This is a genomic window from Mycolicibacterium chengduense, from assembly GCF_033741155.1.
In the GTDB taxonomy this organism is placed as follows: Bacteria; Actinomycetota; Actinomycetes; order Mycobacteriales; family Mycobacteriaceae; genus Mycobacterium.
On sequence record NZ_JAWQNH010000001.1, the window covers coordinates 1,011,630 to 1,036,759 of the forward strand.

The 25,130-nt window shown below is 67.6% G+C and carries 31 protein-coding genes; 18 read left to right on the top strand and 13 right to left on the bottom strand.

The features are described 5' to 3' along the window. The first annotated feature begins 31 nt into the window (after nt 1-31). Both SBI67_RS05085 and SBI67_RS05090 read left to right on the top strand, forming a co-directional pair. The gene (locus SBI67_RS05085) at nt 32-1,258 is read left to right on the top strand and encodes an LCP family protein (RefSeq protein ID WP_318979466.1); all 1,227 of its coding nucleotides are present in this window, start codon (nt 32-34) and stop codon (nt 1,256-1,258) included. 126 nt (nt 1,259-1,384) lie between these two features. After that, on the top strand, nt 1,385-1,930 hold the full coding sequence (locus SBI67_RS05090; RefSeq protein ID WP_318979467.1) for a ferritin: 546 nt from the start codon (nt 1,385-1,387) through the stop codon (nt 1,928-1,930). Here the strand turns inward: SBI67_RS05090 and SBI67_RS05095 are convergent. Genes SBI67_RS05095 through SBI67_RS05105 form a run of 3 tightly spaced genes read right to left on the bottom strand, consistent with a single transcriptional unit; the run spans nt 1,927 to nt 4,224 of the window. Beyond that, complete coding sequence (locus SBI67_RS05095; protein WP_318979468.1) at nt 1,927-2,793, bottom strand: glycerophosphodiester phosphodiesterase; 867 nt, start codon at nt 2,791-2,793, stop codon at nt 1,927-1,929. The genes SBI67_RS05090 and SBI67_RS05095 overlap by 4 nt on opposite strands. Before the next feature lie 4 nt (nt 2,794-2,797). Beyond that, nucleotides 2,798-3,862, bottom strand: a complete 1,065-nt coding sequence (locus tag SBI67_RS05100) for a DUF4328 domain-containing protein (RefSeq protein ID WP_318979469.1) — start codon at nt 3,860-3,862, stop codon at nt 2,798-2,800. 20 nt (nt 3,863-3,882) lie between these two features. Beyond that, nucleotides 3,883-4,224 (bottom strand): rhodanese-like domain-containing protein, encoded by a 342-nt coding sequence (locus SBI67_RS05105; RefSeq protein ID WP_266047186.1) that lies wholly within the window; start codon nt 4,222-4,224, stop codon nt 3,883-3,885. Nucleotides 4,225-4,709: 485 nt separating this feature from the next. On the opposite strand from SBI67_RS05105, the gene SBI67_RS05110 reads away from it, so the two are divergent. The 5 genes from SBI67_RS05110 (at nt 4,710) to SBI67_RS05130 (ending at nt 8,201) form a co-directional block, all read left to right on the top strand. Beyond that, nucleotides 4,710-4,865, top strand: coding sequence for a hypothetical protein (locus SBI67_RS05110; protein WP_318979470.1), 156 nt, complete (start codon nt 4,710-4,712; stop codon nt 4,863-4,865). 187 nt (nt 4,866-5,052) lie between these two features. Beyond that, nucleotides 5,053-5,676, top strand: coding sequence for a superoxide dismutase (locus SBI67_RS05115; protein ID WP_318979471.1), 624 nt, complete (start codon nt 5,053-5,055; stop codon nt 5,674-5,676). Between the two features lie 171 nt (nt 5,677-5,847). Beyond that, nucleotides 5,848-6,381 (top strand): peptidase, encoded by a 534-nt coding sequence (locus SBI67_RS05120; protein ID WP_318979472.1) that lies wholly within the window; start codon nt 5,848-5,850, stop codon nt 6,379-6,381. A 270-nt stretch (nt 6,382-6,651) separates the two neighbouring features. After that, nucleotides 6,652-7,365, top strand: a complete 714-nt coding sequence (locus SBI67_RS05125; RefSeq protein WP_318979473.1) for a TMEM165/GDT1 family protein — start codon at nt 6,652-6,654, stop codon at nt 7,363-7,365. A gap of 437 nt (nt 7,366-7,802) precedes the next feature. Continuing rightward, nucleotides 7,803-8,201, top strand: coding sequence for a helix-turn-helix domain-containing protein (locus SBI67_RS05130; protein WP_024455859.1), 399 nt, complete (start codon nt 7,803-7,805; stop codon nt 8,199-8,201). Nucleotides 8,202-8,242: 41 nt separating this feature from the next. On the opposite strand, the gene SBI67_RS05135 is transcribed toward SBI67_RS05130, so the two are convergent. From SBI67_RS05135 to SBI67_RS05145, 3 genes are all read right to left on the bottom strand, one after another. Then, complete coding sequence (locus SBI67_RS05135) at nt 8,243-9,451, bottom strand: hypothetical protein (protein ID WP_318979474.1); 1,209 nt, start codon at nt 9,449-9,451, stop codon at nt 8,243-8,245. Continuing rightward, entirely contained in the window at nt 9,448-9,939 is a 492-nt protein-coding gene (locus SBI67_RS05140; RefSeq protein ID WP_318979475.1) for an ImmA/IrrE family metallo-endopeptidase, read from the bottom strand. The genes SBI67_RS05135 and SBI67_RS05140 overlap by 4 nt, the downstream gene beginning before the upstream one ends. A 62-nt stretch (nt 9,940-10,001) precedes the next feature. Continuing rightward, nucleotides 10,002-11,045 carry a hypothetical protein gene (locus tag SBI67_RS05145; RefSeq protein ID WP_318979476.1) on the bottom strand — a complete coding sequence of 348 codons (1,044 nt, stop codon included), beginning with the start codon at nt 11,043-11,045 and terminating at the stop codon, nt 10,002-10,004. A 208-nt stretch (nt 11,046-11,253) separates the two neighbouring features. Between SBI67_RS05145 and SBI67_RS05150 the strand changes: the two genes are divergently transcribed. The 7 genes from SBI67_RS05150 to rraA all read left to right on the top strand — a co-directional run bounded on the left by SBI67_RS05150 (nt 11,254) and on the right by rraA (nt 15,544). Then, nucleotides 11,254-11,922, top strand: a complete 669-nt coding sequence (locus tag SBI67_RS05150) for a DUF6474 family protein (protein ID WP_318979477.1) — start codon at nt 11,254-11,256, stop codon at nt 11,920-11,922. Between the two features lie 11 nt (nt 11,923-11,933). Continuing rightward, on the top strand, nt 11,934-12,443 hold the full coding sequence (locus tag SBI67_RS05155; RefSeq protein WP_318979478.1) for a hypothetical protein: 510 nt from the start codon (nt 11,934-11,936) through the stop codon (nt 12,441-12,443). A 40-nt stretch (nt 12,444-12,483) separates the two neighbouring features. Then, complete coding sequence (locus SBI67_RS05160; protein ID WP_318979479.1) at nt 12,484-13,155, top strand: YcnI family copper-binding membrane protein; 672 nt, start codon at nt 12,484-12,486, stop codon at nt 13,153-13,155. Next, complete coding sequence (locus SBI67_RS05165; protein WP_318979480.1) at nt 13,152-13,655, top strand: copper resistance CopC family protein; 504 nt, start codon at nt 13,152-13,154, stop codon at nt 13,653-13,655. The genes SBI67_RS05160 and SBI67_RS05165 overlap by 4 nt, the downstream gene beginning before the upstream one ends. After that, nucleotides 13,652-14,563 (top strand): CopD family protein, encoded by a 912-nt coding sequence (locus SBI67_RS05170; RefSeq protein ID WP_318979481.1) that lies wholly within the window; start codon nt 13,652-13,654, stop codon nt 14,561-14,563. Before SBI67_RS05165 ends, SBI67_RS05170 begins: the two co-directional genes overlap by 4 nt. Nucleotides 14,564-14,624: 61 nt before the next feature. Beyond that, entirely contained in the window at nt 14,625-15,038 is a 414-nt protein-coding gene (locus SBI67_RS05175) for a hypothetical protein (protein ID WP_318979482.1), read from the top strand. 23 nt (nt 15,039-15,061) lie between these two features. Beyond that, nucleotides 15,062-15,544 (top strand): ribonuclease E activity regulator RraA, encoded by a 483-nt coding sequence (rraA, locus tag SBI67_RS05180; protein ID WP_318979483.1) that lies wholly within the window; start codon nt 15,062-15,064, stop codon nt 15,542-15,544. A gap of 37 nt (nt 15,545-15,581) precedes the next feature. Here rraA and SBI67_RS05185 read toward each other — a convergent pair whose 3' ends face one another. Further along, nucleotides 15,582-17,051, bottom strand: coding sequence for a flavin-containing monooxygenase (locus SBI67_RS05185; RefSeq protein WP_318979484.1), 1,470 nt, complete (start codon nt 17,049-17,051; stop codon nt 15,582-15,584). A gap of 77 nt (nt 17,052-17,128) precedes the next feature. Here SBI67_RS05185 and SBI67_RS05190 point away from each other — a divergent pair, with 77 nt between their 5' ends. Both SBI67_RS05190 and dinB read left to right on the top strand, forming a co-directional pair. Next, on the top strand, nt 17,129-17,770 hold the full coding sequence (locus SBI67_RS05190) for a TetR/AcrR family transcriptional regulator (RefSeq protein ID WP_318979485.1): 642 nt from the start codon (nt 17,129-17,131) through the stop codon (nt 17,768-17,770). A gap of 36 nt (nt 17,771-17,806) precedes the next feature. Continuing rightward, complete coding sequence (dinB, locus tag SBI67_RS05195; RefSeq protein WP_318979486.1) at nt 17,807-19,009, top strand: DNA polymerase IV; 1,203 nt, start codon at nt 17,807-17,809, stop codon at nt 19,007-19,009. Here the strand turns inward: dinB and SBI67_RS05200 are convergent. Continuing rightward, the gene (locus SBI67_RS05200) at nt 19,006-19,425 is read right to left on the bottom strand and encodes a hypothetical protein (RefSeq protein ID WP_318979585.1); all 420 of its coding nucleotides are present in this window, start codon (nt 19,423-19,425) and stop codon (nt 19,006-19,008) included. The genes dinB and SBI67_RS05200 overlap by 4 nt on opposite strands. A gap of 22 nt (nt 19,426-19,447) precedes the next feature. Then, on the bottom strand, nt 19,448-20,452 hold the full coding sequence (locus tag SBI67_RS05205) for a PHP domain-containing protein (RefSeq protein ID WP_318979487.1): 1,005 nt from the start codon (nt 20,450-20,452) through the stop codon (nt 19,448-19,450). A 131-nt stretch (nt 20,453-20,583) separates the two neighbouring features. Here SBI67_RS05205 and SBI67_RS29195 point away from each other — a divergent pair, with 131 nt between their 5' ends. After that, complete coding sequence (locus SBI67_RS29195; protein ID WP_489685547.1) at nt 20,584-20,823, top strand: 9-bladed beta-propeller domain-containing protein; 240 nt, start codon at nt 20,584-20,586, stop codon at nt 20,821-20,823. A gap of 78 nt (nt 20,824-20,901) precedes the next feature. Further along, nucleotides 20,902-21,744: an LLM class F420-dependent oxidoreductase gene (locus tag SBI67_RS05210; RefSeq protein ID WP_266047210.1), complete on the top strand. Its 843-nt coding sequence runs from the start codon at nt 20,902-20,904 to the stop codon at nt 21,742-21,744. Between the two features lie 210 nt (nt 21,745-21,954). Here the strand turns inward: SBI67_RS05210 and SBI67_RS05215 are convergent, their stop codons facing one another. Genes SBI67_RS05215 through SBI67_RS05230 form a run of 4 tightly spaced genes read right to left on the bottom strand, consistent with a single transcriptional unit; the run spans nt 21,955 to nt 24,650 of the window. After that, nucleotides 21,955-22,779 carry an alpha/beta fold hydrolase gene (locus SBI67_RS05215; protein WP_318979488.1) on the bottom strand — a complete coding sequence of 275 codons (825 nt, stop codon included), beginning with the start codon at nt 22,777-22,779 and terminating at the stop codon, nt 21,955-21,957. Continuing rightward, nucleotides 22,757-23,425, bottom strand: coding sequence for a flavin reductase family protein (locus SBI67_RS05220; RefSeq protein WP_318979489.1), 669 nt, complete (start codon nt 23,423-23,425; stop codon nt 22,757-22,759). The genes SBI67_RS05215 and SBI67_RS05220 overlap by 23 nt, the downstream gene beginning before the upstream one ends. Then, entirely contained in the window at nt 23,425-24,141 is a 717-nt protein-coding gene (locus SBI67_RS05225) for an alpha/beta hydrolase (RefSeq protein ID WP_318979490.1), read from the bottom strand. Before SBI67_RS05225 ends, SBI67_RS05220 begins: the two co-directional genes overlap by 1 nt. A 35-nt stretch (nt 24,142-24,176) precedes the next feature. After that, nucleotides 24,177-24,650, bottom strand: a complete 474-nt coding sequence (locus SBI67_RS05230; protein WP_266047214.1) for a MaoC family dehydratase — start codon at nt 24,648-24,650, stop codon at nt 24,177-24,179. Between the last annotated feature and the right edge of the window lie 480 nt (nt 24,651-25,130).

The window sequence follows — 25,130 nt, forward strand, 5'->3', positions numbered from 1 at the left end:
CGCTGCGGCCGCGGCCAGTACATTCGCAGCTGTGAACGACCAGCGGCCGCCCGGCCAGGAGCCGCCGCATCACCGGCGGCCGGTGCCCCCACGGGAGCCGTCGCAGGTCATCCGCCGCCCGCCCGGGTACCGACCGGCACCTCAGTGGCCGCCCAATCCACCGACACCGCACCGGGCGCCACCGGCCCAGCCCCAGCCACCGCCACCGCCACCAGTACGCCGGGCACCGCCGCCGCGGCCCGCTCCCCCGCGCCAGGCCGCTCCCCCGCCGGTCAAGCCCGCCAAACCGCGCCGTCGGGGCCGCGTACGCCGCGGGCTCGTCCTGCTCACGGCGCTCATGCTGATTGCACTGATGGCCGGTGTCGCCGGTGCGGTGTGGTTCGACACCACCCTGCAGCGCGTGCCTGCACTGGCCGGCTACCCGGGCCGACCGGCGCCCGGCAAAGGTGTCACGTGGCTGCTGGTCGGCTCGGACAGCCGGCAGCACCTCTCACCCGAACAACAGACCGAGCTGGCCACCGGCGGGGATGTGGGTAACGGCCGGACCGACACCATCCTGTTGGTCCATATCGGCGGATTCGGTTCCGGCGTGCCGACCACGATGGTGTCGCTGCCGCGCGACTCCTACGTCGACATTCCGGGACACGGCAAGGACAAGATCAACGCCGCCTTCGCCATCGGCGGCGCGCCACTGCTCGCGCAGACCGTGGAACAGGCCACCGGCCTGCGGTTGGACCACTACGCCGAGGTCGGCTTCGACGGTTTTGCCGAACTCGTCGACGCCGTCGGGGGTGTCACCATGTGCCCGGCCGAGCCGATCACCGATCCACTGGCCGGTATCGATCTGCCGGCCGGCTGCCAGGAACTCGACGGCCGCAACGCGCTGGGCTTCGTGCGCTCGCGCGCCACACCGCGCGCTGACCTGGACCGGATGCTCAACCAGCGGGCGTTCATGTCGGCGCTGCTGCACCGGAGCGCCAGTCCGGAAGTGCTGCTCAATCCCTTGCGGTGGTACCCGATAACCCATGCGGTCGGCGCCGCCCTCACGGTCGATCAGGGCGGCCACGTCTGGGACCTGGCCCGATTGGGCTGGGCCTTGCACGGCGACGCAGTGACCACGACGGTGCCCATCGGCGAATTCACCAGCAGCGACTCCGGCGCGGTGGTCGTCTGGGACACCGAGGCCGCGGGCCGCTTGTTCGCCGCACTCGCCGCCGACACCGCGGTTCCCGAGGATGTCCTCAACCTCGGATCGTGACCGCCAGCAAACTTTTGAGTGCACCCTTAGCGGAGGGTAACTGGAATCACTACAGTTAGGAAACGCTTACCTCGGTAAGGCTGACCTTCACTGACATAGCCTCTGACCTGCGCTATTGTCATGATCATGACCGACGCGAGCGCTCTCGACACCAAGTTCAACACCCTCCTGCGGGAGCAGATCCGGGCCGAGTTCACCGCCTCGCAGCAATACATCGCCATCGCCGTGTACTGCGACGGATCCGATCTTCCGCAGCTGGCGGCGCACTTCTACGCCCAGTCGGTGGAGGAGCGCAATCACGCCATGATGCTGGTGCAGTACCTGCTCGATCGTGACCTTGACGCCGAGATCCCCGGCATCGACGCCGTGCGCAACTCGTTCGAGAGCCCGGCGCAGGCGCTGCGGCTGGCGCTGGACCAAGAGCGCACGGTCACCGAGCAGATCAGCCGGCTGGCCAGCGTCGCCAGGGACGAGGGCGACTACCTCGGCGAACAGTTCATGCAGTGGTTCCTCAAGGAGCAGGTCGAAGAGGTGGCCACCATGTCATCGCTGGTCCGGATCGCCGAGCGCGCCGGAGCCAACCTGTTCCACCTGGAGGACTTCGTCGCCCGCGAGCTCACGCGCGGCGCCGCCGACCCCAGCGCACCCAAGGCCGCCGGCGGCAACCTCTAATCCCGGCCCGCCCCGGCCAGACCGTTCTGCAGCCAGTCCTTGGTTCGGCCGGGGTGATTGGTGGCGACCCATCCGACCCCGATGTCCCGGCAATACCGCACGTCCTCGTAATGGTCGACGGTCCAGCAATACAGCGCCCGGCCCTGGGCGGCGGCCCGGTCGACGAGCTCGGGGTGCTCACGCAAGGTGGCAATGGACGGACCGACGGCGGTGGCGCCCACTGTGGTGGCCGCGCTGCCGCCGAGATAGCGCGACGTCTCGCCCAGCAGCACGGTGGGCAGCATCGGCGCCGCCCGCCGGATCCGCCATACCGCCGCGGCGGAGAACGACATCACCACGGCCCTCGCCAGATCGGCCGAGGCGGGCGCGGCGATACCGTACCGGTGCAGTACCGCCAGTACCTTGCTCTCCACCAACGCGCCGTAGCGCACCGGGTGTTTGGTCTCGATGAAGAGTTTGACGGGCCGTTTCCAGTCGAGCACCAGCGTGATCAACGCGTCCAGCGTCAGCAGTCCGGTATCGCCGGTGGCGCCGCTCTCGCGCCAGCCGGGATGCCAGGACCCGAAGTCGAGTTCGCGTAGCTGCGCCAAGGTCATCTCACTGACCAACCCGGTGCCGTTGGAGGTGCGGTCGACACGGCGATCGTGCACACACACCAGGTGGCCGTCCCTGGTCAGCCGGACATCGCATTCGACGCCGTCGGCACCCTCGTGCAGGGCAAGCTCGTAAGCGGCAAGCGTGTGCTCGGGACGCTCGGCCGACGCGCCGCGGTGCGCGACGACGAAGGGATGGCGGTCGGCCGCCGGTCCCGGTATCGGTTCCGATCTGGCCGGCCCAGCGGCCCCGGCGTCGCCCGCGGTCATATGGCTATGCTGCCGGGTTCTGGTCTTCGGTCTCAACCGGTGGCGCGGAATCAGCGTCCGACGCCGGGGATTGCTCGTCGTGCGGGTCGGTGGCCACCATCACCCAGCGCTTGACGGGCCGGTCGACCGGCCTGCTCTCGAAGCCCTGGAAGACCTGTAGCACCAACACCACGGCGGCCAGCGCGAGCAGATAGGCGATGGTGGTGGTCACCGTGTTGTTGGCGATGCCCTGGGCATCGCTGACGAAGCTCGTCGCGATGGACATCACTGACACGACCGTGCTGAACACCCAGGTGATCCACCACGCCGTGATCCGCAGCCCCGTGCGGCCCTCCGCCCGGGCCAGCTCGATGAGAAACACCGGCGCCCAGAACAAGTTGACCAGTGGCACCAGGCAGCCCGCCCACAACTGCCATTTCGACCGCGGATCCGCACCGCCGTTGTGCGCGAACACACCGGCCCGACGAGCGATCAGCCAGTTTGTCAGCACCACGGCGGTCACGATCACGCCGAACAGCGCCAGTGCGCTGGCGACCACGCCGGCCCAGGTGACCACCCCGGCGAGCACTGGATTGAGCAGCACCGACCGATTGATCAGCAGCAGGGCATAGCGCGCAATGTGCATCACCGCGGCGAACCCCAACAGTGCCATCGTGGTGACCAGGGTGGCCCGGACCATGGTCGCGGACGGACCGCGAGCCGCCACGGTATCGACGGCCGCAGCGGGCGCGTAGTCACCGGTCGGCCCGTACAGGCTCCAGCGCGGGGTGCTCGCGTAGCGCGGCGTGGGCCCCAAGGGGCGGCGTTGACGCCGGGGTGGCGGCGCAGCGCCGGGGCGCACCGCGATCCATTTGAACCCCTGCGGCAGTGGTCCGGGCTGGCGCGGGCCGGACGGACGGCTCGGCGCGCCGGCCGGCGGTCGCCAGCGCGGATCAGGGTTACCCGGCTGCGGCGGGACAGGCGGCACCACACCGGGAGCCAACAGCGTGCCCCGGCATCGTGGGCACCAGACCCGCTGGCGATCGCGGACGTTCCACCGCGTCCCGCACTGGGCGCAGACCTGAATCACCGGTCCAGCCTACGGCGTGCTCAAACCGTGCCCGCGGTACCGCTGTCGGTGGTCACCGGCCGTCCGGCCTGCGCCCACGCCAGCATTCCGCCGGTCACGTTGATGGGTTCGAACCCTTCCCTGGCCAAGTATTGGGCCACCCGCAGGGACCGCCCGCCGGCATGGCAGACGACATAGAGCGTCGCGTCGCGATCGATCTCGTCGATCCGCGCGGGCACATCGCCCATCGGAATGTGCTGGGCACCGGCGGCGTGGCCACGCTGCCATTCGTCGTCCTCACGGACGTCCAGCAGCACCACCGCGTCGCCGAACTGCAGGGGGACGTCCTTCACGTCGGCATGCGCCACGTCACCGTCAGACATGGGCACCCATTGTGGTCGGTCCGGCTGGAGGGGCAAGGCGTCGGGTCATGGATTCCATGCTGGCATGGGGTCGAGCCCGCTGGGCCGGTTCAGCGCCGCTTCAGCCGGTCGCAGTGGGTCAACTTGACGTAACAGCAATGATTCGTCTATCCACAGTTTCCACAGGTTCATCCACAGGCACTGGGTGCCACAGCACGGCCGCACGCACGCGACTCCGCAGTCCGGCTGTGGATAACCTGCGCCCCTAGCAGCACTGTCATCAACAAGTCGGGGCAGCGCTGAGCGAAAAAGGTTGCTCAGCTAACTTTCACGAAAAATTCACCAACTACTCGGTCTTCCCACCGCCGCCCGTTTTCAAACGTGTCGGCCCGGTGAGGCCTCCGGATTTCCCGCGGGGCAGCTAAGGGTTTATGATCACCGTCACTACAGATGTGTGACAGATCTCACTGGGGGATGTTTCGAATCGTGCAGGTCAGGAGCTTGTGATGGCAGCGCACCCAATCGGCCGGGGATCCGCCGTGCCGCCGTCGGATTGGCAGGGGACATCGCGGCTCTACGGCAACCAGGCCATGGCATGTCTGCGCGCCGGCGTGATCGCACTGGTCCTCCTCGCGGTGCTCGCCCTCATCGTGTTGACCTGAGTCATCGACCTGACGACGGCGAGTTTTATTCCCCGTGTGCGGTAATGGCACACGTCCTTGCGGTGTCAGCCGTGATCGAGCAAGGATGGTGTTGAGCTTGTTGTCGAGATTCCCGACGCCGAACTCCACCGCGATCCACCAGACACGGATCGCATGACCGCGGATCACATGACTAGGAAGGAAGCCGGTGGCTGAATACACCCTCCCGGAGCTTGATTACGACTACAGCGCCCTGGAACCCCACATTTCCGGACAGATCAACGAGATCCACCACAGCAAGCATCACGCCACGTACGTCAAAGGCCTGAACGATGCGCTGGCCAAGCTCGAGGAAGCCCGCGCCAAGGACGACCAGTCGGCCATCTTCCTGAACGAGAAGAACCTGGCGTTCCACCTCGGCGGGCACGTGAACCACAGCATCTGGTGGAAGAACCTCTCGCCCAACGGCGGTGACAAGCCCACCGGTGAGCTGGCGCAGGCGATCGACGACCAGTTCGGTTCGTTCGACAAGTTCCGCGCGCAGTTCACCGCCGCGGCCAACGGCTTGCAGGGGTCGGGTTGGGCGGTACTGGGCTACGACAGCCTCGGTGACCGGCTGCTGACCTTCCAGCTGTACGACCAGCAGGCCAACGTGCCGCTGGGCATCATCCCGCTGCTGCAGGTCGACATGTGGGAGCACGCCTACTACCTGCAGTACAAGAACGTGAAGGCCGACTACGTCACCGCGTTCTGGAACGTCGTCAACTGGGCCGACGTCCAGGACCGGTTCGCCAAGGCCACCGCCAAGACCGGCGGTCTGATCTTCGGCTGAGCCTGCCGGCTCGCCATTCGGGCCCCGCACGCCATCGCCTCACCGGGCGGCGTGCGGGGCCCGCCGCATTTGGCACTCGTGTCCTCTTGCGTGCTAGCCAGGTCCTGCCTCATCCTTGGCGGATCGACCCACAGCAGTGTCGTCAGCGTTCCAGCACTGTCGGGAGGCCAGATGGAGACCGGACCCCAAGGGGCGGTGGAGATCGCCCCATTCCATGCTCGTGGTTGTTTGAAAGGCTTTGTGGTTTCCGGGCGTTGGCCGGACTCGACCAAAGAGTGGGCCCAACTGCTGATGGTGGCGGTGCGCGTCGCCTCGATGCCCGGGTTGCTCTCCACCACAACCATATTCGGTGTCCGCGAGGAACTCCCCGAGCAACCCGCCCCGGGCACCGTCGGCCTGGTACTGGCCGAAGGCACTGTGGTGGGTGAATCCGCTGTTCCCCCAGGATTTTTCGCCGATCGCCAACCGCCGGCCCTGCTGATGCTGCATCCACCTTCGGAAACGACACCGTCGTTGCCCGAATGCACCGGCGCCGCTTCGGGTTGCGTGCTGCTACCCGGCCTGCCGCATCTGGGCCTGGAACACCGGGCGGCCTGGGTGGAAGCCGAGTCCGACGGGACGATCACCTCGATGGTCAGCCGCGTCGGCGTGGACCCCATCAGCCATCCGGATACCGCCATCCTGGCAATGCTGCTTGCCGCATAACGCTTTTCGCATTGCGTCGCAACAAAGTACGGGCATCCGAATCCTTCGCCTGAGATGGCGCCGTTGCCGCACAACAGCTATGGTCGGTGACATCAGCGAAGGGGAGTAGCCCCCAATCGTCGTGTCGACATACTGGCGGCGCACCTCCACGTGCGCAGGCCCGGCCGGCGAACCGCTCCTGCATCCGAGGGCGGTGGGCGAGACCTTCGACCGAACGCCTGCAGACCATCAGCACATGGTCGGCCGGCGCCGCGTCGAAAGGTCGTCCCCGTGCTCAGTGCCGCACTCGTCAGCCTCGGAGTGGTGTTCGTCGCCGAGTTGGGCGACAAATCCCAACTGATCACCATGACCTACGCCCTTCGGCATCGGTGGTGGGTGGTGCTCTCCGGGGTCGGCATCGCCGCCTTCCTGGTGCACGGACTGTCCGTCACCATCGGCCACTTCCTGGGCATGTCACTGCCCGAGCGCCCCATCGCCTTCGCCGCCGCCATCGCCTTCCTGCTCTTCGCGGTGTGGACCTGGCGCGACAGCCGCGCCACCGGTGACGACACCGACGAGGTCCGGGTGGCCGAACCGCGGTTCATCGTGTTCGCGGTGGTCTCCTCGTTCGTCCTGGCCGAACTCGGGGACAAGACGATGCTGGCCACGGTCGCGCTTGCCAGCGACCACAATTGGGCGGGCGTCTGGATCGGCGCGACGATCGGCATGGTGGCCGCCGACGGGGTGGCGATTGCCGCCGGGACACTGCTGCACCGCCGCCTCCCGGAGCGTTTCCTGCACAGCATGGCCGCGGTGCTGTTCGCGCTGTTCGGCCTGTGGATCCTCTTCGACAACGCCCTGCGGCTGCCCTGGGTGGCCGTGGTGGTGACGGGCACGGTCGCACTCACCGCGGTGGGGACCGCGCTGGTTCGGTATCGGCGCGCCAAGGGCGGGTCCGCGGGGAGCGGTTCGTCGGCACGGGATTCGTCGCCGGAATATCGCTGAATCACCCCTGGCTACTGTCATCCGATCGGATGACAGTAGCTTGTCGACCGCCTGGCCCTCTTCGCTACGTGGCGCGACGGAATCTGCTGCCGGTGACGACCCATATTTCGCCAGTGCCAGCAGCAAATCGACTTTTCCGCTTTGCTGCGGACCGTACCCGCGACCGAGTGAGGGCCCCGACCACCCTGCGACAACGTGTCGTAGGGCATCACTTCGGGCAAAACAACGCATACGTCATTTTTTTGTTAACCGGACCGGCGGTCCTGGGTTTCCGAAACTACCTGACGTGCTGCTGGGGGGCCTAGCGGCGTATGCTCGATCTGCATGGTCCGACTTTTAAGTGGTTTGCACTTGGTTGTGGCGACATCACTCGCTACGATGATCAGCAAATACGAGACTGGCGTGCAACACTCGTGAGTTATGTGGAGGAAAGTTAGATGAGCAAGACGTTCGCCGCCCGGCTGAACCGGTTGTTCGAGACGGTTTACCCGCCGGGGCGCGGCCCGCATACATCTGCTGAGGTCATCGGCGCGCTGAAGGCCGAGGGCGTGACGATGTCTGCTCCGTATCTCTCACAGCTTCGGTCGGGTAACCGCACCAATCCTTCGGTTGCCACGATGGCCGCGCTGGCCAACTTCTTCCGCATCAAGCCGGCGTACTTCACCGACGACGAGTACTACGAGAAGCTCGACAAGGAACTGACCTGGCTGGCCAACATGCGGGACGAGGGCGTGCGCCGTATCGCCGCCCGCACCGTCGGACTGTCGCCCGAGTCGCAGCAGGACCTGGCGCTCAAGGCCGACGAGTTGCGCCGCAAGGAGAATCTCGACAGCTGACCAGACCTCGTCTGGTCGCCGGAAACGGTGTCACCGCGCGTTCAGCGCTCGGTGGCACCGTTTGTGCGTTCCGGCCCGGTGTGTTCTGAAGCGCTGCGTTCGAGTTCGCAATACTGCTCGGCGATCGCCAGGATCCATTCCCGGTCGGAGAAGGTCGCCGGCTGCCTGAGCCAGTTGAGCCCCGGGAACTCGGCGTTGGCCGCATCGCGGCCCGCACCGCGACCGTCGTAGATCCATTGGGCGATGCCCCTGGCCTGCTCCTCCGCCGGGACGGGGGGACCGTCCAGCTCGGCGATATCGGCGAAGTCCACCACGTCTTCGGTGTCGTCGGCGTCGTCGGATGCCGCGGATCCGTTCGACGCGACCCGCCTGCGGACTGCTTCGGCTGCGGTGGCCTCCAGGTAAAGCGAGTCTGAGATGAGCGACATCTGTTCGGCCACCCGGAACAACAGCGGCCCGCGGGGCCGCACGCCGATGCCCACATCGGGGTGCCGCAGGCTCAGCTCCGCCAGTAGCGGCGACACCGTGCGCAGTTCCCGGCGGGCGCCGAACCAGTCTTCGACGCTGGGCAGCAGGGAGCCGCCCGCCACTACCAGCATGGCGCAGCCCAACAGTGTCGCGGCCGAGCCGACGCCCAGCAGCCCGGTGGTCCCCACCGCCCGTAACAGGAAGAACGCGCTGGCCAGCACGATCAGCACGATGCCGATGCTGAACACGAACAACGCCCGCCCGCGCCGGGTCCGGTTGGAATGACGCATGCCGGCCCAGGCCACCAGCGTCAGCGCGAGCAGCACGTACAGCAGGGGCAACAGCCATGCCGACCATCCGCCCGCGGATCCCAGATTGCGGCGCAGGTACTCCTCCGGAGCCATCTCGGGTTCCTGGCCGGAGACGAAGAACGCCACCATGGTGACGACCGCGATGACGGCGGCCACCACGTACTGGGCGATGGCGATGCGCCGGATGGTCGTCGGCTTACGGTCGGAGGCGACCGTGGTGATCATGACGCAGCTGCCCGCCGCACACGAGATGAGCGCCACCTGGCTCAATGCCACGGCGATGTTGGGCCAGTGCAGTGCGGTGTCGATGAGCAGGGTCAAGGGCTGCCAGTTCAACGCCGCGACCGTGCCGAGGCTGCCCAGCGCCAGGATCATCGCGCTGCTGACCAGGGATTGCTTGTTGACCAGGGCCCAACCGATGCGCAAGCCGGTCGCCAGTCCCAGCAGGCCGGCGAGCACCCAGACGATCAACCAAACGCCTCTCCGAGCCGCACCTGCACCATCGACGAACGATCCGACGGCAGTCGGCCGAGTCGATAGATCAACAACGCGGCGAAATCCTCTGCCTCCTGCTCGGCATCCTCACCGGCCGGGCCCATGCAGCCGGTCCGTTGGTTGAGCATGTAGCCGATGAGGTCGGACCCGGCCAATTCCGTCGCTCCGAGGGCCGCCTCCACCACCGGGATGCCGTCATGCCCCAACACCAGGTGACCGAGCTCGTGGGCCAACGTGCGGTCCCACGCCGGCAATCCCTTCTGGATGAGGAAGACGTCGTGGTCAGCGTACTGTCGCCATTGCCCGCACACCCCGGCCGGAAGCTCCGCCATCTTGAGTTCGATCGGCCGGCCGCGGTCGACGCTGACGGCCTCCACCAACCGCGGGACGGACACCTCGCCCTTGCGCGGGGCAAGGTCCAGAACGGCGCTGACAGCTTTGGTCACGCGGCGACTAGCAGGCATTTCGACCTCCTTCCGATGCTTCCACTATGGTGCCGCAACGCGGCGCAGGCGAGCGATTCCGGTCAACTGGTGAATCTGGCCGACCGTCGGGAACTCACGGTGAGCGCCGAGCGCGCCTGTCGGTAGCCAATGATCCCACCCGCCGCGGTGAGCAACATCATTCCGGTGACTCCCGGGACCGCCACGGCAACCACGTGCGGGGTGTCGGCCGTGCGCAGGTAGTCGCCATACCCCGCGCGGTAGGACGCGGACACGACGGCCCTGTCAACCGCCTGGACCGGTGGGTGCGGTGGCGGTGGCGGGGACGCAACGCGGACGGGCGGTTCCGGTGGCGGCAGGGCGGATGGCGGCAGGACCGATGGTGGCCGGACCGACGGCGAAGTGCCACCGGATCCACCGGCCACAGCGGGCGGCGCCGCCGGCTCGATCACCGGCAACGCAGGCGGTGGGAGGACGATCGCAGGCAACGCCGGCACCCCGTTCGGGGCCGGTGTGGGTAACTGCATGACCGGCGGGCGCACCGGCTTGACCGCCGGTGGCCGCGGCGCGGCACTGCCGAGTCCCCCATTGCCGTTGCCGGACTTCGTCGCCCCCGGCTTGGGCCACCACCAGGGTAGGCAGTGCTTGCCCTCCTGGTCGCAATCGTCGGGATCGTCCGGATCGTCCGAGTCGGCGGGATTGTCCGGGTCGTCGGGGTCGTCTATGTCGCTGGGGCTTCCGGGGTCCGTGGACGTCTGCGGTTCGCCGGCGGACGGGCTCGGGGTCCCGGACGGACCGCTCCCGGCCGTCTCGGATTGTTTGCTGGGATTGTCCGCCGCGGCACCCGGACCCGTCTTGGGCGGTGTGCTGTCTCGTCCGTTGCCCACGGTCACGCGGGGCGGCTGCGGGTGCTCGCCCGGCCGACGCGGATGGGTGGCGTCGGTACGGCCCGGGTCGGGTTCGGTGGCGCCCGAAGACGTGTCGCTCGCACTGTCACCGGTGCCACCGGCACCGTCTGCACCATTGCTTTCGTCCGGGCCGGCAAACGCGACCGCACCGCAGGCACTACCGACGAACAGGCCGGACACGACCAGACAGGTTGCCGCCGCGACTCGCATCCGCGACATCACGTCGTCACCCCCTCCCTGCCCCACGCACGCGCCGGCGGCAGAAATTTACCCGATTGTCGCATATTGCGGCCAAAATGTTTGCTGCAGACGGGATCACGGTGGTGCGGGAGGACACCGGGGGCCGACGCGTGGTACGGGCGATAGTGTTGGCCACACTGCCGTCCGGTGATCACGGCAGTCGACGACATACCGGGAGGCAACGCCGATGGGCCTGTTCACGCGACGCAAGAGCCGGGCGACCCGCCGGGCCGAGGCCCGCGCCATCAAGACGGCCGCCACGAAGAAAGCCAAGTTGGAGGCCAAGCTCGCGGCCAAGAACGACGCCCGCCGCTACAAGGCCGACCGCAAGGATCAATCCCGGGCTCTCAAGGCCCAGCTGCGCGCGCAGCGCAACAGCGACCAGGCTGCACTGAAGGTTGCCGAGGCTCAGCTCAAGGCCGCGCGTGAAGGCAAACTGCTCTCCCCCACTCGGATTCGCCGCACCCTGACCGTATCGCGGCTGCTGGCACCGATTCTGGTGCCGCTGGCCTACCGCGCCGCGGTGGCCGCCCGCGGTTTCCTCGATCAGCGCCGCGCCGACCGTCTCGGGGTTCCGCTGAGCCAGCTCGGCCAGTTCTCCGGGCACGGGGCGGCGCTGGCCGCCCGGATCGCGGGTGCCGAGCAGACGCTGCAACAGGTGGCGGCCAAGAAACCCAAGGACGCAGAGACGAAGCAGTTCGTCACCGCTATCACCGATCGGCTGACCGACCTGTCGGCAGCGGTCACGGCCGCCGAGAACATGCCCGCCCAGCGTCGCGCCGCCGCCCACGATGCGATCAGCGCGCAGCTCGACGGTATCGACGCCGATCTGCTCGCCCGGCTCGGAATCGGCTGAGCCGGCCCATCATGACCGCCGCACCGCCCCGCCGGCCCGCGCTGTTGCGTGGTGTCGCCGTCGGGGCGCTGACGGCCGCCTTGGCACTGGCCGCTCACGGCACCGCTGCGGGAGTCTTCCCGGGGGGTGCGGCCGTTGCCGCACTGCTGGTGTTGGCGGGCGCCGTGGCGGCGGTGGCCGCCGTCGCCCGCGGTGGTGTGGTCACCGTGGCGGCGGTGCTGGCGGCCGGCCAGGCCGCCGGCCATCAGCTGCTCGGTATCGACGGCCATTCCCATCTTCAGGTGAACCCGGCGGCCATGCTGGTCGCGCACATCATCGCCGTCGGCGCCGGTGCGCTGCTGGTCGGTGTCGGGGAGCGGCTGTGCGCGGCACTATCGCGCACCGTTGCGGTGATCACCGGGCCGCGGTCACCGCGGGTGCCGTTCACCGCGGCGGCCCATCGCAGCGCCGGTCAACCGCTGCAGTCGGCCCTGCTGGTTCGGGCATCCATATCGCATCGGGGTCCACCGGTTGCGGCCTGACCGCCCAACCGACCCTCGACCCAGAAAGCCCACAACCGAAATGCGTTATCCCCATCGGGCGCCCGCGCGCGCCCTCCTCACGCTGGCCGCGGCCGGCGCCGCCCTTATCACTGCTGCACCGGCATCGGCACACGTCCACGTCGACGCCGACGACGCCCACCCCGGCGACACCGCCGTGCTGACCTTCCGGGTGCCCGGCGAATCCGAAAAGGGGGCGTTGACAACACAATTCAGTGTGACCTTGCCGAATGTCGCCTCCGCGCGCACCGAATTGATGCCGGGCTGGACCGCGCGACTGGACCGCGACAATGCCGCGGGCACCGTGCGGTCGGTCACCTGGACGGCCACCCCGCCGGTCGGTATCTCCCCCGAGCAATTCGGGTCGTTCAAAATTTCGGTGACCCTGCCGAACCAGGACACCGTCACCTTCCCGGCCACCCAGACCTACTCCGACGGCACCGTCGTTCATTGGGATCAGCCGCCGCTGCCGGGCGGCGGCGAGCCCGAGTACCCGGCGCCGGAGCTGTCCCTGACCGGTACACCCGAGGCCGGGCACTCTGCGGCCCCTCAGCCCGCACCTACGGTGGCCGCCCAGCCTGCCGTCGAGCCGGCGGGCCGAGCGGACAACGGTGCCCGCTGGCTGGCCGGTGGCGCGCTCGCGCTGGCCGCGGTCGCCGTGGCGGTGGCGCTGATCGGACGGCGGCGCGCATGAGGTGGCGGGCCCTCGGGCTGATCGGCGCCGTGCTGGCCGTGGCGGCGCTGCTGGGTGCCGGGGTGGCCTCGGCGCATGCGGTGCGGGTGTCCAGCGATCCCGCTCCCGACGCGGTGCTGACCGCCGGGCCGACCCGGATCACGGCCACCTTCAACGAACAACTGCAGACGGCGTTCGCCTCGATGACCCTGGTCGGCCCGGACGGCAACCTGTGGTCGACGGGCGAGGCGCGGGTGCAGGGACCGGCGGTCGAGGTCGATCTGCGTCCGCTCGGCCCGGCCGGCACCTACACCGCCAACTACCGGGTGACCTCCGCCGACGGCCATGTCGTGAGTGGGTCGTGGTCGTTCCGGTTGACGGTCGCCGGCACCGGGACACCCGGCCCGCCGGTGGCCGCACCTCGCTCCGGTGCGGACGAATTCCCGATCTGGCCGTTCGTCGTCCTCGCCGTGGCGATCATCGGAGCGGGTGCGTGGTGGAGTCGGCGCCGGCAACCGTGAGAAAGGCGCTTGCCGGCGCCGCCGTCCTGGCGGTGGGTCTGGCCCTGGCGTGGGCGTTGACCTACCCGCAGCCGGCGCTCGCCGCGACCGTCACCCGCGCCGCCGCCGATATCGGTGCGGTGCTGGTGCTGGGATTGGCGCTGGTGCCCGCATTGGAGACACCGCGCTACCGCGACGAGCTGGCCCGGCGCAGTTCGTCGGCCCTGGTGGTCGCGGTCGCGGTCTGGCTCACCGCCGAGCTCATCAGATTGGTCACCGCGGCCGCCGCCACCGCGGCGGTCCCCCTTGATGCGCTCGGCGCCCGGACCACCGTCGACTATGCGATGTCGACGGTGGCCGGGCGGGCCGATCTGATCTGCGTGCTGGCCGCCGCGCTGGTGGGTCTGCTCGCCGTCACGGTGCGCACGCCGGCCGGGGGCGTGGCGGTCGCCGGCATCGCCGCGATCGGCACCACGGCACGCACGCTTGCCGGCCACCTCTCCGAGAACGCGTTCGGCGGCGTCGCGGTCACCCTGCACGCGTTGGCGGCCGCGGTGTGGTGCGGCCTGCTGGCCGCACTGGTGTTCACCGTGGGGCATCGGGGCCGGTGGGCCCGTATGCTGCCGCGGTTCTCGGTGCTCTCACTGTGGTGTGTGGTGGTGCTGCTGGTCGCCGGCGTCGGCAGCGCGATGGTGACCCTCGACGGACCCGCGCAGTTATGGAGCACCGGTTACGGTCGGCTGCTCTTGGCCAAGGTGCTGCTCACCGCTGCGCTGATGGTGTTGGCCTGGCGCAATCGGACCGGCTGGTTGCCCTCTGCGCGCGGACATCGGGTCACGGCGGAAGGTTCCAGCCGGCGCTCCTACCCGGAGCTGGCCCTGATGATGGTGACGTTGACGCTGGCGGCGGCGCTGGCGGTCTCCGGATAGGGATGGCCCGGCTGGCATGATGGAGCCACTGCCTGTGCGAAACAGCGAAGGAGCGCCCCCCATGGCCGACGAGCCGGACCGGCCCGACGAGACACCGACCGAGCAGCCGCCGGTCCCTCCCGCCAAGAAGGTTCCCGCGAAGAAGACGCCGGCGAAGAAGGCTCCCGTGAAGAAGGCCACACCGGCCAAGAAGGCCGCACCCGCCAAGAAAGCGGCACCCGCGAAGAAGGCGGCTCCGGCCAAGAAGGCCGCTCCGGCGAAGAAGGCCGAGCCACCCGCCCCCGAGCAGCCGTCACCGGTCAAAGAGGTGGCAGCGCAAGCGAAGTCGACTGTTGCCTCGGTGCCCTCCCCCTTGACCGCCGTACCGACAGCCGCTCCCGATCAGTCCCGTCTGCCGGTGGTGGCAGCCGTGGCGGCCGCCCTGCTTGCCGTGCTGGTGGTCTACCTGGCCCGCCGCGGGTCCGAACAGGACTGAGCTGCCTCGCTAGCATCGACGGCGTGAGCATCGAACCCCGCGCGACCGCCGACCTGGTCGACGAGATCTATCCCGACGTCCGCAGTTGTGATCTGCAGCTGCAGAACTACGGCGCCCGCACCGCTTTCGCCGGCCCGATCACCACCGTGCGCTGCTTCCAGGACAACGCCCTGCTGAAGTCCATCCTGTCGACGCCGGGCGACGGCGGCGTGCTCGTCGTCGACGGTGACGGCTCGCTGCACACCGCACTGGTCGGCGATATCATCGCCGGCCTGGCCGGCGACAACGGCTGGGCAGGCATCATCGTGCACGGCGCGGTGCGTGACGCCTCGACGCTGCGCACCATCGACGTCGGGATCAAGGCCTTGGGCACCAATCCGCGCAAGGGCACCAAAACCGGTGCGGGAGAGCGTGATGTCGAGGTCACCTTCGGCGGGGTGACGTTCGTCCCCGGCGATATCGCCTACAGCGACGAGGACGGAATCGTGGTGGTCTCGCCTTCCTGAGCCGACCACGCACCGAGTCGGTGTCTGTCGAAACCCGTCAGACCTTCGCGGGTGTGCGGTGTTTGGTGAAGTGCAGCGACTCCTCGTCGACCTTGCCGTACCGGATGGTGCGCAGGTCGATGAAGTAGTTCTGCTTGAGCCGCCACGGCGCCCTCGAGCCGGACTTGGGCAGGGTGTCCATGGCGCGGCGGAAGTAGCCGGGGGTGAAGTCCATGAACGGTTCTTCGCCCACCGACGCACCGGGATGCTGCGCTTCGACGCGGTCGAAACCGTTCTCGTCCATGTAGTTCAGCACCCGGCAGATGAACTCGGACACCAGGTCCGCCTTCAGCGTCCAGGACGCGTTGGTGTACCCGAAGGTGATGGCCATGTTCGGCACACCGGAGAGCATCAGGCCCTTGTAGGTCATCGATTTGGTCAGGTCGATGGGCTCACCATTGCGCAGCGCCTTCGCCCCGCCGAACAGCTGCATGTTCAAACCCGTTGCGGTGATGATGATGTCGGCCGCCAGCTCCTCACCGGAGTTGAGCTTGATACCCGTCTCGGTGAACCGGTCGATGGTGTCGGTGACGACATCGGCCTTACCCGAGCGGATGGCCTTGAAGAGATCGCCGTTGGGCGCCAAGCAGACTCGCTCATCCCACGGGTTGTAGCGCGGGCTGAAGTGCTTGTCGTAGTCGAAGCCTTCGGGCAGGCGGCGCGTTGCCATTTCACGCAGCGCCTTCTTGAAGACACCCGGGAACTTCCGCGCGAGCTGGTACTGGCCGGTGCTGTAGGCGATGGCCTTCCAGCGATTGACCCAGTGCGCGAGATTCTTCGGCAGGTATTTGTTGGCCTGCACCGCCACCGGATCCTCCAGGGGCAGCGACCCGATGTAGGTGGGCGACCGCTGGAGCATGGTGACGTGGCCGGCGCCGCCGTCGACCAGTGACGGGATCAGGGTCACCGCTGTCGCACCGGAACCGATGACGACGATCTTCTTGCCGGTGTAGTCGAGATCCTCGGGCCAGTGCTGCGGGTGGATGATCTGACCCTTGAAGTCCTCGGACCCGACGAACGTCGGCGAGTAGCCCTGGTCGTAGTTGTAGTAGCCGCTGCACACCGACAGGAAGGACGCGGTGACCTGCTTCTCCTGCCCGTCGCTCTCGATGGTGATGGTCCATCGGTTGTCGGCGTCGGACCAGTCGGCAGCGGTCACCTTCTGGCCGGTGCGGATGTGCTTGTCGATGCCGTTCTCGACGGCGGCCTCGTTGATGTAGTTCCAGATCGACGGGCCGTCGGCGATGGAGCGGGCCGAGGTCCACGGCTTGAACCGGAAGCCGAGGGTGAACATGTCCGAGTCGGACCGGATGCCGGGATATTTGAACAGATCCCAGGTGCCGCCGATGTTCTCGCGACGCTCCAGGATGACGTAGCTCTTGGACGGGCAGCGCTGCTGCAGGTGCCAGGCGGTGCTGATGCCGGAGATGCCGGCACCCACGATCACGACATCGAAGTGTTCGTTCATGGGACCGACGGTATCAACACGGCGTCGAGTCGGTCAACAGTGTGTCGAAATTTCCGACATGGCGTAAAGTCAGCCGGGTGACCATCGCCAGCCAGGCCCGCGCCCCCCGCGGCCGCCGCTCCGCCCGACCCTCCGGGGACGACCGCGAGCAGGCGATTCTCGCGACCGCGACCCGGCTGCTGGGAAGTCGGGCGTTCGCCGACATCTCGGTCGACGATCTCGCCAAGGGCGCGGGCATCTCCCGGCCCACCTTCTACTTCTATTTCGCCTCGAAGGAAGCGGTTCTTCTCACGCTCCTCGAGCCCCTCATCAACCTGGCCGACACCGGGTTCGACCACGCGATGGACAGCATGCCGACCGAACCGCGCCAGGCCATCCGGCGCGGTATCGAGATCTTCTTCAGTTCGTTCGGGTCGCATCCGGCCACCGCGCGGGCCGGTGTCGAAGCCGTGACCACCAGCCCAGAGTTCCGCTCCATGTGGCAGGGCCTGATGCAGAAGTGGATCGCGATGACGGCGGCGCTCATCAAGGTCGAGCGCGAACGCGGCGCGGCACCGGACACCATTCCCGCGCTGGATCTCGCCACGTCGTTGAACCTGATGAACGAGCGCACCATGATGGCCACACTGGCCGGCGAGGAGCCGGCCGTCGAGCACGACAAGGTCGTCGACACCCTCACCCATATCTGGCTGACCAGCATCTACGGCACCCAGGCCTGATCTGTCGGACCTCGATGCGAACATACGTTCGTGTCAGTGCCGGTTCCGGTCGCGAGCATTCTGCACGCCGACCTCGACTCGTTCTACGCCTCGGTGGAGCAACGAGACGACCCCGCGCTGCGTGGCCGCCCGGTCATCGTGGGCTCCGGCGTGGTGCTCGCGGCCAGTTACGAGGCGAAGGCCTACGGGGTGCGCACCGCAATGGGCGGCCACCTCGCCCGCCGGCTCTGTCCCCACGCCGTCGTGGTGCCGCCGCGCATGTCGGCGTACTCGGCAGCCAGCCGCGCCGTATTCGACGTCTTTCACGACACCACACCCGTGGTCGAACCGCTGTCGGTGGACGAGGCGTTTCTCGATGTGTCGGGACTCGGCCGGGTGGCAGGGACGCCGGTGCAGATCGGGGCCGCGCTACGCGATCAGGTCAGGGAGCGGGTGGGACTGCCCATCACGGTCGGTATCGCACGGACCAAGTTTCTCGCCAAGGTCGCCAGCCAGCAGGCCAAACCCGATGGACTACTACTGGTTCCGCCCGATCGGGAGCTGGCGTTCCTGCACCCGTTACCGGTGCGCAGCCTGTGGGGCGTGGGCGCCAAGACGGCCGGGAAGCTGCAGATCCACGGAATCCGCACCGTCGCCGATGTGGCCGAACTGAGCGAGACGGCACTGGCCGCGATGGTCGGCGGCGCGATGGGGCGGCAATTGTTCTGCCTGTCCCGCAATATCGATCGACGCCGCGTGGTCACCGGGGTACGGCGCCGGTCGGTGGGCGCTCAGCGGGCCCTCGGACGGGCCGGGAATGCCATGTCGAACACCGAGATCGATGCGGTGGTCGTCAACTTGGTCGACCGGATCACCCGCCGGATGCGAGCCGGCGGACGCACCGGTCGCACCGTGGTACTGCGGTTGCGTTTCGACGACTTCGGCAGGGCCACCCGCTCACACACCCTGCCAAGGGCAACCGCGTCGACAGAGGTGGTGCTGGCCGCGGCTCGGCAGCTGGTCAGCGCGGCGGGGCCGGTGATCGCCGAGCGCGGCCTGACGCTCATCGGGTTCGCGGTGTCGAATATCGACCGCGACGGTGCGGCCCAGCTAGAACTACCGTTCGGCGGGGGCGGTGACCCCGTGGCGATCGACGCCGCCGTGGACCGGGTGCGCGAACGATTCGGGAACGCGCTGCTGACCCGTGGGGTACTGGTCGGACGCGACCCGGGGTTGGAGATGCCGATACTGCCGGATTAACCGAGCTGCGCCGCGACGAAACCGGCGAGCAGCACGGCGAATCCACCGATCTCGCCGACCATCAACGCGGCCATACCCGCATGCAGACCGGGGGCCGGTTCGGCGAACTGGTTGGTGGTGTCACGACGCATCCCGTGCTGCACGTAGCTGGCGATGGCGGCCACGAAGAAGAACACCAAAACCATTGCGGCCGTGAGGTTCAGCCAGGTGGGCCAGGCGCTGAGTTCGACGAACACGGCGACCACGAGCGCGGCGAAGGAGTACAGCAGGGCCGCGCGGTGGGCGATGTCGACATACGGGTGGGCCGCATGATCCGGGCTGGTGACGATCTGCCGGTACTTCCACGCCCCCAGGATCAGTGCCGTCAGGAAGATCAGGCCGGTGGCCAGCAGCGTGACGACGGTATCGATGCCCAGATTCGCTCCCACGGGCCCGAGTCTAGGAAGCCGCCCAAGCCACGAGCCGCTCGGCCGGCCAGGTATTGACGATCCGGTCCTGCGGTAAGCCCGCGTCAAGCGCCCGCTGCGCGCCGTATCCCAGGAAGTCGAGTTGTCCGGGCGCGTGTGCGTCGGTGTCGACACTGAACACGCATCCGATGTCGATCGCCAGTGCCAGCAGTCGGTCCGGCGGGTCGCGGCGTTCCGGTCGCGAATTGATCTCGACGGCTACCCCGTTGTCACGGCAGGCGCTGAACACGGCCTCGGCGTCGAACTTGGATTCCGGCCGGATGCCCCGGCTGCCCTCGACCAGCCGGCCCGTGCAATGCCCGAGGACATTGGCCTGTCCACCGGAGACGGCCCGGACCATTCTGCGCGTCATGGCGTCGGCGTCCATTGCCAGTTTGGAGTGCACGCTGGCCACCACGATGTCCAGGCGCTCCAGCAGTTCGGGCTCCTGGTCCAGACTGCCGTCGTCGAGAATATCCACCTCGATGCCGGTCAAGATGCGCATCGAGGAGAAGCTCTCGCGCAGTTCGTCGATCACATCGAGCTGGTGTCGCAGCCGCTCGGGCGACAGTCCGTTGGCGATGGTCAGCCGCGGCGAGTGGTCGGTCAGCGCGCAGTACTCGTGGCCGAGGCGTTGGGCGGTGGCCATCATCTCGGCGATCGGCGCCGACCCGTCGGACCAGTTCGAGTGCAGGTGCAGGTCGCCCTTGAGTGCCGACCGGATGTCGCCGCCACCGAGATCTGTTGCCTTAGCACGCAATTCGGCCAGGGTGTCGGGTTCGCGACCGGCCCAGGCCTGCGCGATGACCTTCGCGATCTTGGGGCCGACACCGGGCAGCGACTGCCAGCCATTGGTTTGGCCCAGTCGCTCGCGCTGCTCATCGGTCAGCGCCTCGACCACGTCGGCCGCCTTGCGGTAGGCCATCACCCGCCGGGATTCCTCGCGTGCCCGGTCCTTGTAGAAGGCGATCTCGCGCAGGGCGGTTACCGGGTCCATGAATTCCAGTGTGCCGCGAAAAGGTGCACGAACACACGCGGACCAGTCGGCGATGTGCTCAACGGCCTCGGCGGGCTGGGTATGGGATTGACGGAGGTTCCCCGGCAGATCGCGGAGAAATACGCGGGCTCGTGGGCCGGCAAGCTTGCCGACTCCAAAATTCTGTCGGCTGCACACTTGGCGATCGAGGCGCGGTCGGCAATGCCACGGTTGGTTTGGAGACCCGCGGAGTGGACCTTGCCGCCTGCAACACCCTGTGGACGATCACCTCCCCGCCGGGATCGTTCCGCCACGTGCGGCGCATCAACACCACCCTCGTCCAATTATCCGACGACGGAACAGAATTGATGTCTCTCGTGGCGCCTGGGTAGTCCCCCGACCACCGATTCACATCAACTTGCCAACAACTACCCGGAATGAAACCCGCGACAGGACTAGTTTTGGGTCGTGTGAGATTCGCTTTCAAGACATCCCCGCAGAACACGACATGGGCCGACATGCTGGCCATCTGGGAAGCTGCCGACGACATCGACGTCTTCGAATCCGGCTGGACCTTCGACCACTTCTATCCGATCTTCTCCGACTCCTCGGGCCCCTGCCTGGAGGGCTGGACCACCCTGACCGCGCTGGCCCAGGCCACCAAGCGGCTGCGCGTCGGCGTGCTGGTCACCGGTATCCACTACCGCCACCCAGCGGTGCTGGCCAACATGGCCGCCGCGTTGGACATCATCTCGAACGGCCGCCTCGAACTGGGCATCGGCGCCGGCTGGAACGAGGAGGAATCCGGCGCGTACGGAATCGAACTGGGCAGCATCAAGGAGCGTTTCGACCGCTTCGAGGAGGCCTGCGAGGTGCTCAAGGGCCTGCTCACCCAGGAGACCACCACCTTCGACGGCAAGTTCTACCAACTCAAAGACGCACGCAATGAGCCCAAGGGCCCGCAGCAGCCGCACCCGCCGTTCTGTATCGGCGGCAGCGGTGAAAAGCGCACCCTGCGCATCACGGCCAAGTACGCCGACCACTGGAACTTCGTCGGCGGTCCGCCGGAGGAGTTCGCGCGTAAACGCGACGTGCTTGCGGCGCACTGCGCCGATATCGGACGCGACCCCAAGGAGATCACCCTGTCCGCACACGTGCGGCTCGGGGAGGACCGCGATTACGCCAAGGTCGTCGCCGAGGCCGCCGCGCTGGGCCAGGAGGGGCTGGATCTGGCCATCATCTATCTGCCGCCGCCCTACGACACCGCGGTTCTCGAACCGTTGGCCGAGGCAATCCGGGACGCCAAGCTCTGACCCGGGGCGGTTCCCGCAGGGGGCAGGTCACCCTGCGGGAACCGCCGGTTGGTCGAGGGCGCCGGTCCCTCTGGATACATCCTGTGCACTCGGTGGCGATTGTGTGCGGTGAAACGCCAGTTTGGTGGTTACCGATTTCGGCACGCACCCACAAACCTGGCGAATATCGGTCGGACCCAGCCGCGGCACGAGGACAGCCCCGAGCGGCTCTCAGGACCGGATGAAGTCCAACAGGTCGGCGTTGATCGTCTCGGCGTGCGTCGTGGGCATCCCGTGCGGAAAGCCCGGATACGTCTTCAGGGTTCCGTTGGGCAGCAACGCGGCCGACAGCGGACCCGCATCGGCGTAGGGCACGATCTGGTCGTCGTCGCCGTGCATCACCAGGACCGGGATCTGGATCCGCTTGAGGTCTTCGGTGAAGTCGGTCTGCGAAAACGCCACCACTCCGTCGTAGTGGGCCTTCGCCCCGCCCATCATGCCCTGGCGCCACCAGTTCGCGACGACGGCTTCGGAGACCTGGGCTCCCTCACGGTTGAATCCGTAGAACGGGCCCGCCGCGACCTCCCGGTAGAACTCGGAACGACGGGTCGCGACCTGTACCTGGAAGTCGTCGAACACCGACTTGGGCAGGCCGCCGGGATTGGCTTCGGTCTGCACCATCAGGGGCGGCACCGCGGCTATCAGCACGGCTTTGGCAGCACGGTCTGCCCCGTGCTTCGCCAGATACCGGACCACTTCCCCGCCGCCGGTGGAGTGCCCGACGTGCACCGCGTCGCGCAGGTCGAGGTGGGCGACCACCGCCGCCAGGTCGTCGGCATAGTGGTCCATGTCGTGACCGTCGGGCACCTGCGCCGAACGGCCGTGTCCGCGTCGGTCATGGGCCACCACCCGGTAGCCATGATTGACGAAGAACATCAACTGGGCATCCCAGTCGTCGGCCGACAGTGGCCAGCCGTGGCTGAAGACGATGGGTTGTCCCGAACCCCAATCCTTGTAATAGATCTCGACACCGTCATTGGTGGTGATCGTCGGCATGGCGCCCTTTCTCGTCGGGTCGGTCGTCAGGTCTGGTCATGCTGAACATCACCTCGGGGGTGACGGCGGCGTAGGCGGCCGGCCCACCGGCGCGCAAGATCGGTGCCGCGGCGGCGGTGTCATAGACCCCGTCCACCAGGAGCCTACGCTCGATGTGGACCGCGACCACCTGCCCGACCACCAGCCAGCTCGCCGAGTCCTGCCCCTCGATGTCGGTGAGGCGGATCAGCTGGGTGAGCTTGCATTCGAAGTTCACCGGGCTCTCGCCGACCAGGGGAGCCCCGATGAGGCGGCTCGGCCCGGGTGTCAAACGGCTGCAAGCAAATTCGTCGTCGGCGGCCGGTAGCGAAGCCGACGTGAGATTCATCGCCTCGGCCAGCGGGCGCGTCGCCAGGTTCCAGACGAACTCACCCGTCGCCGCGATATTGGCCACCGTATCTTTCCACCCGATCGACGAGAATCCGATGAGCGGCGGGGTGTAGCTGAAGGCATTGAAGAAGCTGTACGGAGCCAGGTTGGCGACACCGTCGGCACTGCGGCTGGAGATCCAGCCGATCGGGCGTGGCCCGACGATCGCGTTGAACGGATCGTGCGCCAGCCCGTGCCCGTCGGCGGTTCGGTAGAAATGCCTGTCCCCGACGACCATCAGACGGTGACCGCTGCGAGCGCGACACCGATGAATGCCGCGATCTCTTCGGGGTGCGACAACATCACCAGGTGCGACGAATCGATCTCCGTTGTGGTCGCTCCGGCTCGTTGGTAGCCGAAGCGTTGCACCTCGGGATTGATCGCGTGGTCGTCGGCGGCGACGACGGCCCATGAAGGTTTGGTCCGCCACGCGGCGACCGGTGCGGCCTCGACGAATGCGGCGGCAGCCAACGGTCGCTGCGAAACCGCCAGTGTCGCAATGACATCGGCGTCGATATCGGCACCGATCACCGGCCCGAACCGGTCCGGCACCACCGTGACATCGACTCGATCCTCGCCGGCCACCGACGCGGGCACCTGCGTCTGCACCAGCGCCGCCGGCAATTCCGAGTCCGGGAAGCCGCCCTGCAGTTCGCCCAGGCTCTCGCCCTCGTCCAGAGCGTAGCCGGCCAGGTACACCAGGCCCACGACGTTGTCAGCGGCACCGGCCACCGTGATGACGGCACCGCCATAGGAATGGCCCACCAGTAGCACCGGGCCCTCGATCTGCTCCACGGCGAATCGGATTTCGCGCGCGTCGCCCAGCAGGCTGCGATTCGGAACGGCGGGCGCCAGCACCGCAATGCCCTCGTCCAGCAGCAATTTGGTCACGGGGCCGTAGGTGGATGCGTCTGCGAATGCGCCGTGGACAAGGACGACCGTTGGCCGAGACATGGGTGTTGCACTCCTTGGTGGGATAGTGGCGGGCGTCAGCGCCGCAGCAGGTAGGTGTGCTGACCGTCGAGCACCAGTTCGGCGCGCTGGTTGTGCACGGTCGCGGCGGTGGTCACGCGACCGAGTTCGCCGGCATCGGACAAGGCAATGATCTCCAACTGCGGGTAGAGGGTGTCACCGGCGTGCACTTCACCCAGGAACCGGCATGACACGCTTTCGAAGCTGACGAACACCTCACCGATGACGTGCGGAAAAAGGGTGGCCCCGGGTGCGGTGCACGCCAGCACCTGCAAGCCGTGCACCACCGGGGCGGCATGCCCGTGTGCCCGCGCCCACTCGACGTCGTAATGCACCGGATGGTTGTCGGCCGAGACGGCCTGAAAAGCCGAGGCATGCGCGTCAGTGACGGTCCTGCTCGGCGCGCGAAAGATCTCACCGACCTCGAGCTGATCGAATGTCCTCGGTGCGACGAGCGTGAAGTTATCGGCCGAGAATTCGGATGGCGGCACGCAGTGACTCCCTCGGACGGCTCCTCAAGCCGGTCTGCGTTGACCCGCTGTCGATGACGTGGTCCACGCTGCCCAACCCAGCCGGGGTTGTCCAATCGGAAAAGTCCATGGCGCCATCGCGATTTCCGATGGCCGGCGAGCGGCCGCGTCGGCGCAGCACGCTGATAACGGTTGGATAACAACTGGCAAAATAGCGCGGCCGTCAGTGACGGGCCGCTTAACGAGCCGGATCAGACGCCGTAGCGCAGTAACTCGGCTTGGGTGATCAGGCGTTCGTGCTTAGCTGGAAACTCGCGGCTCTTCACCGGATGGCGGAGCCATGACCAGGCGATTCGACTGAGACGAGACCGTGAATACGGGTTGATGTACACGGTAGGAACTCCTGCGGTCGGGCGTATCGCTGCACCGTGGGGTCACTTTACCGCACGACCCCTGCCCACTCATTAGATACCGCTCACAGAGCAAACACAGCGAGGCGCG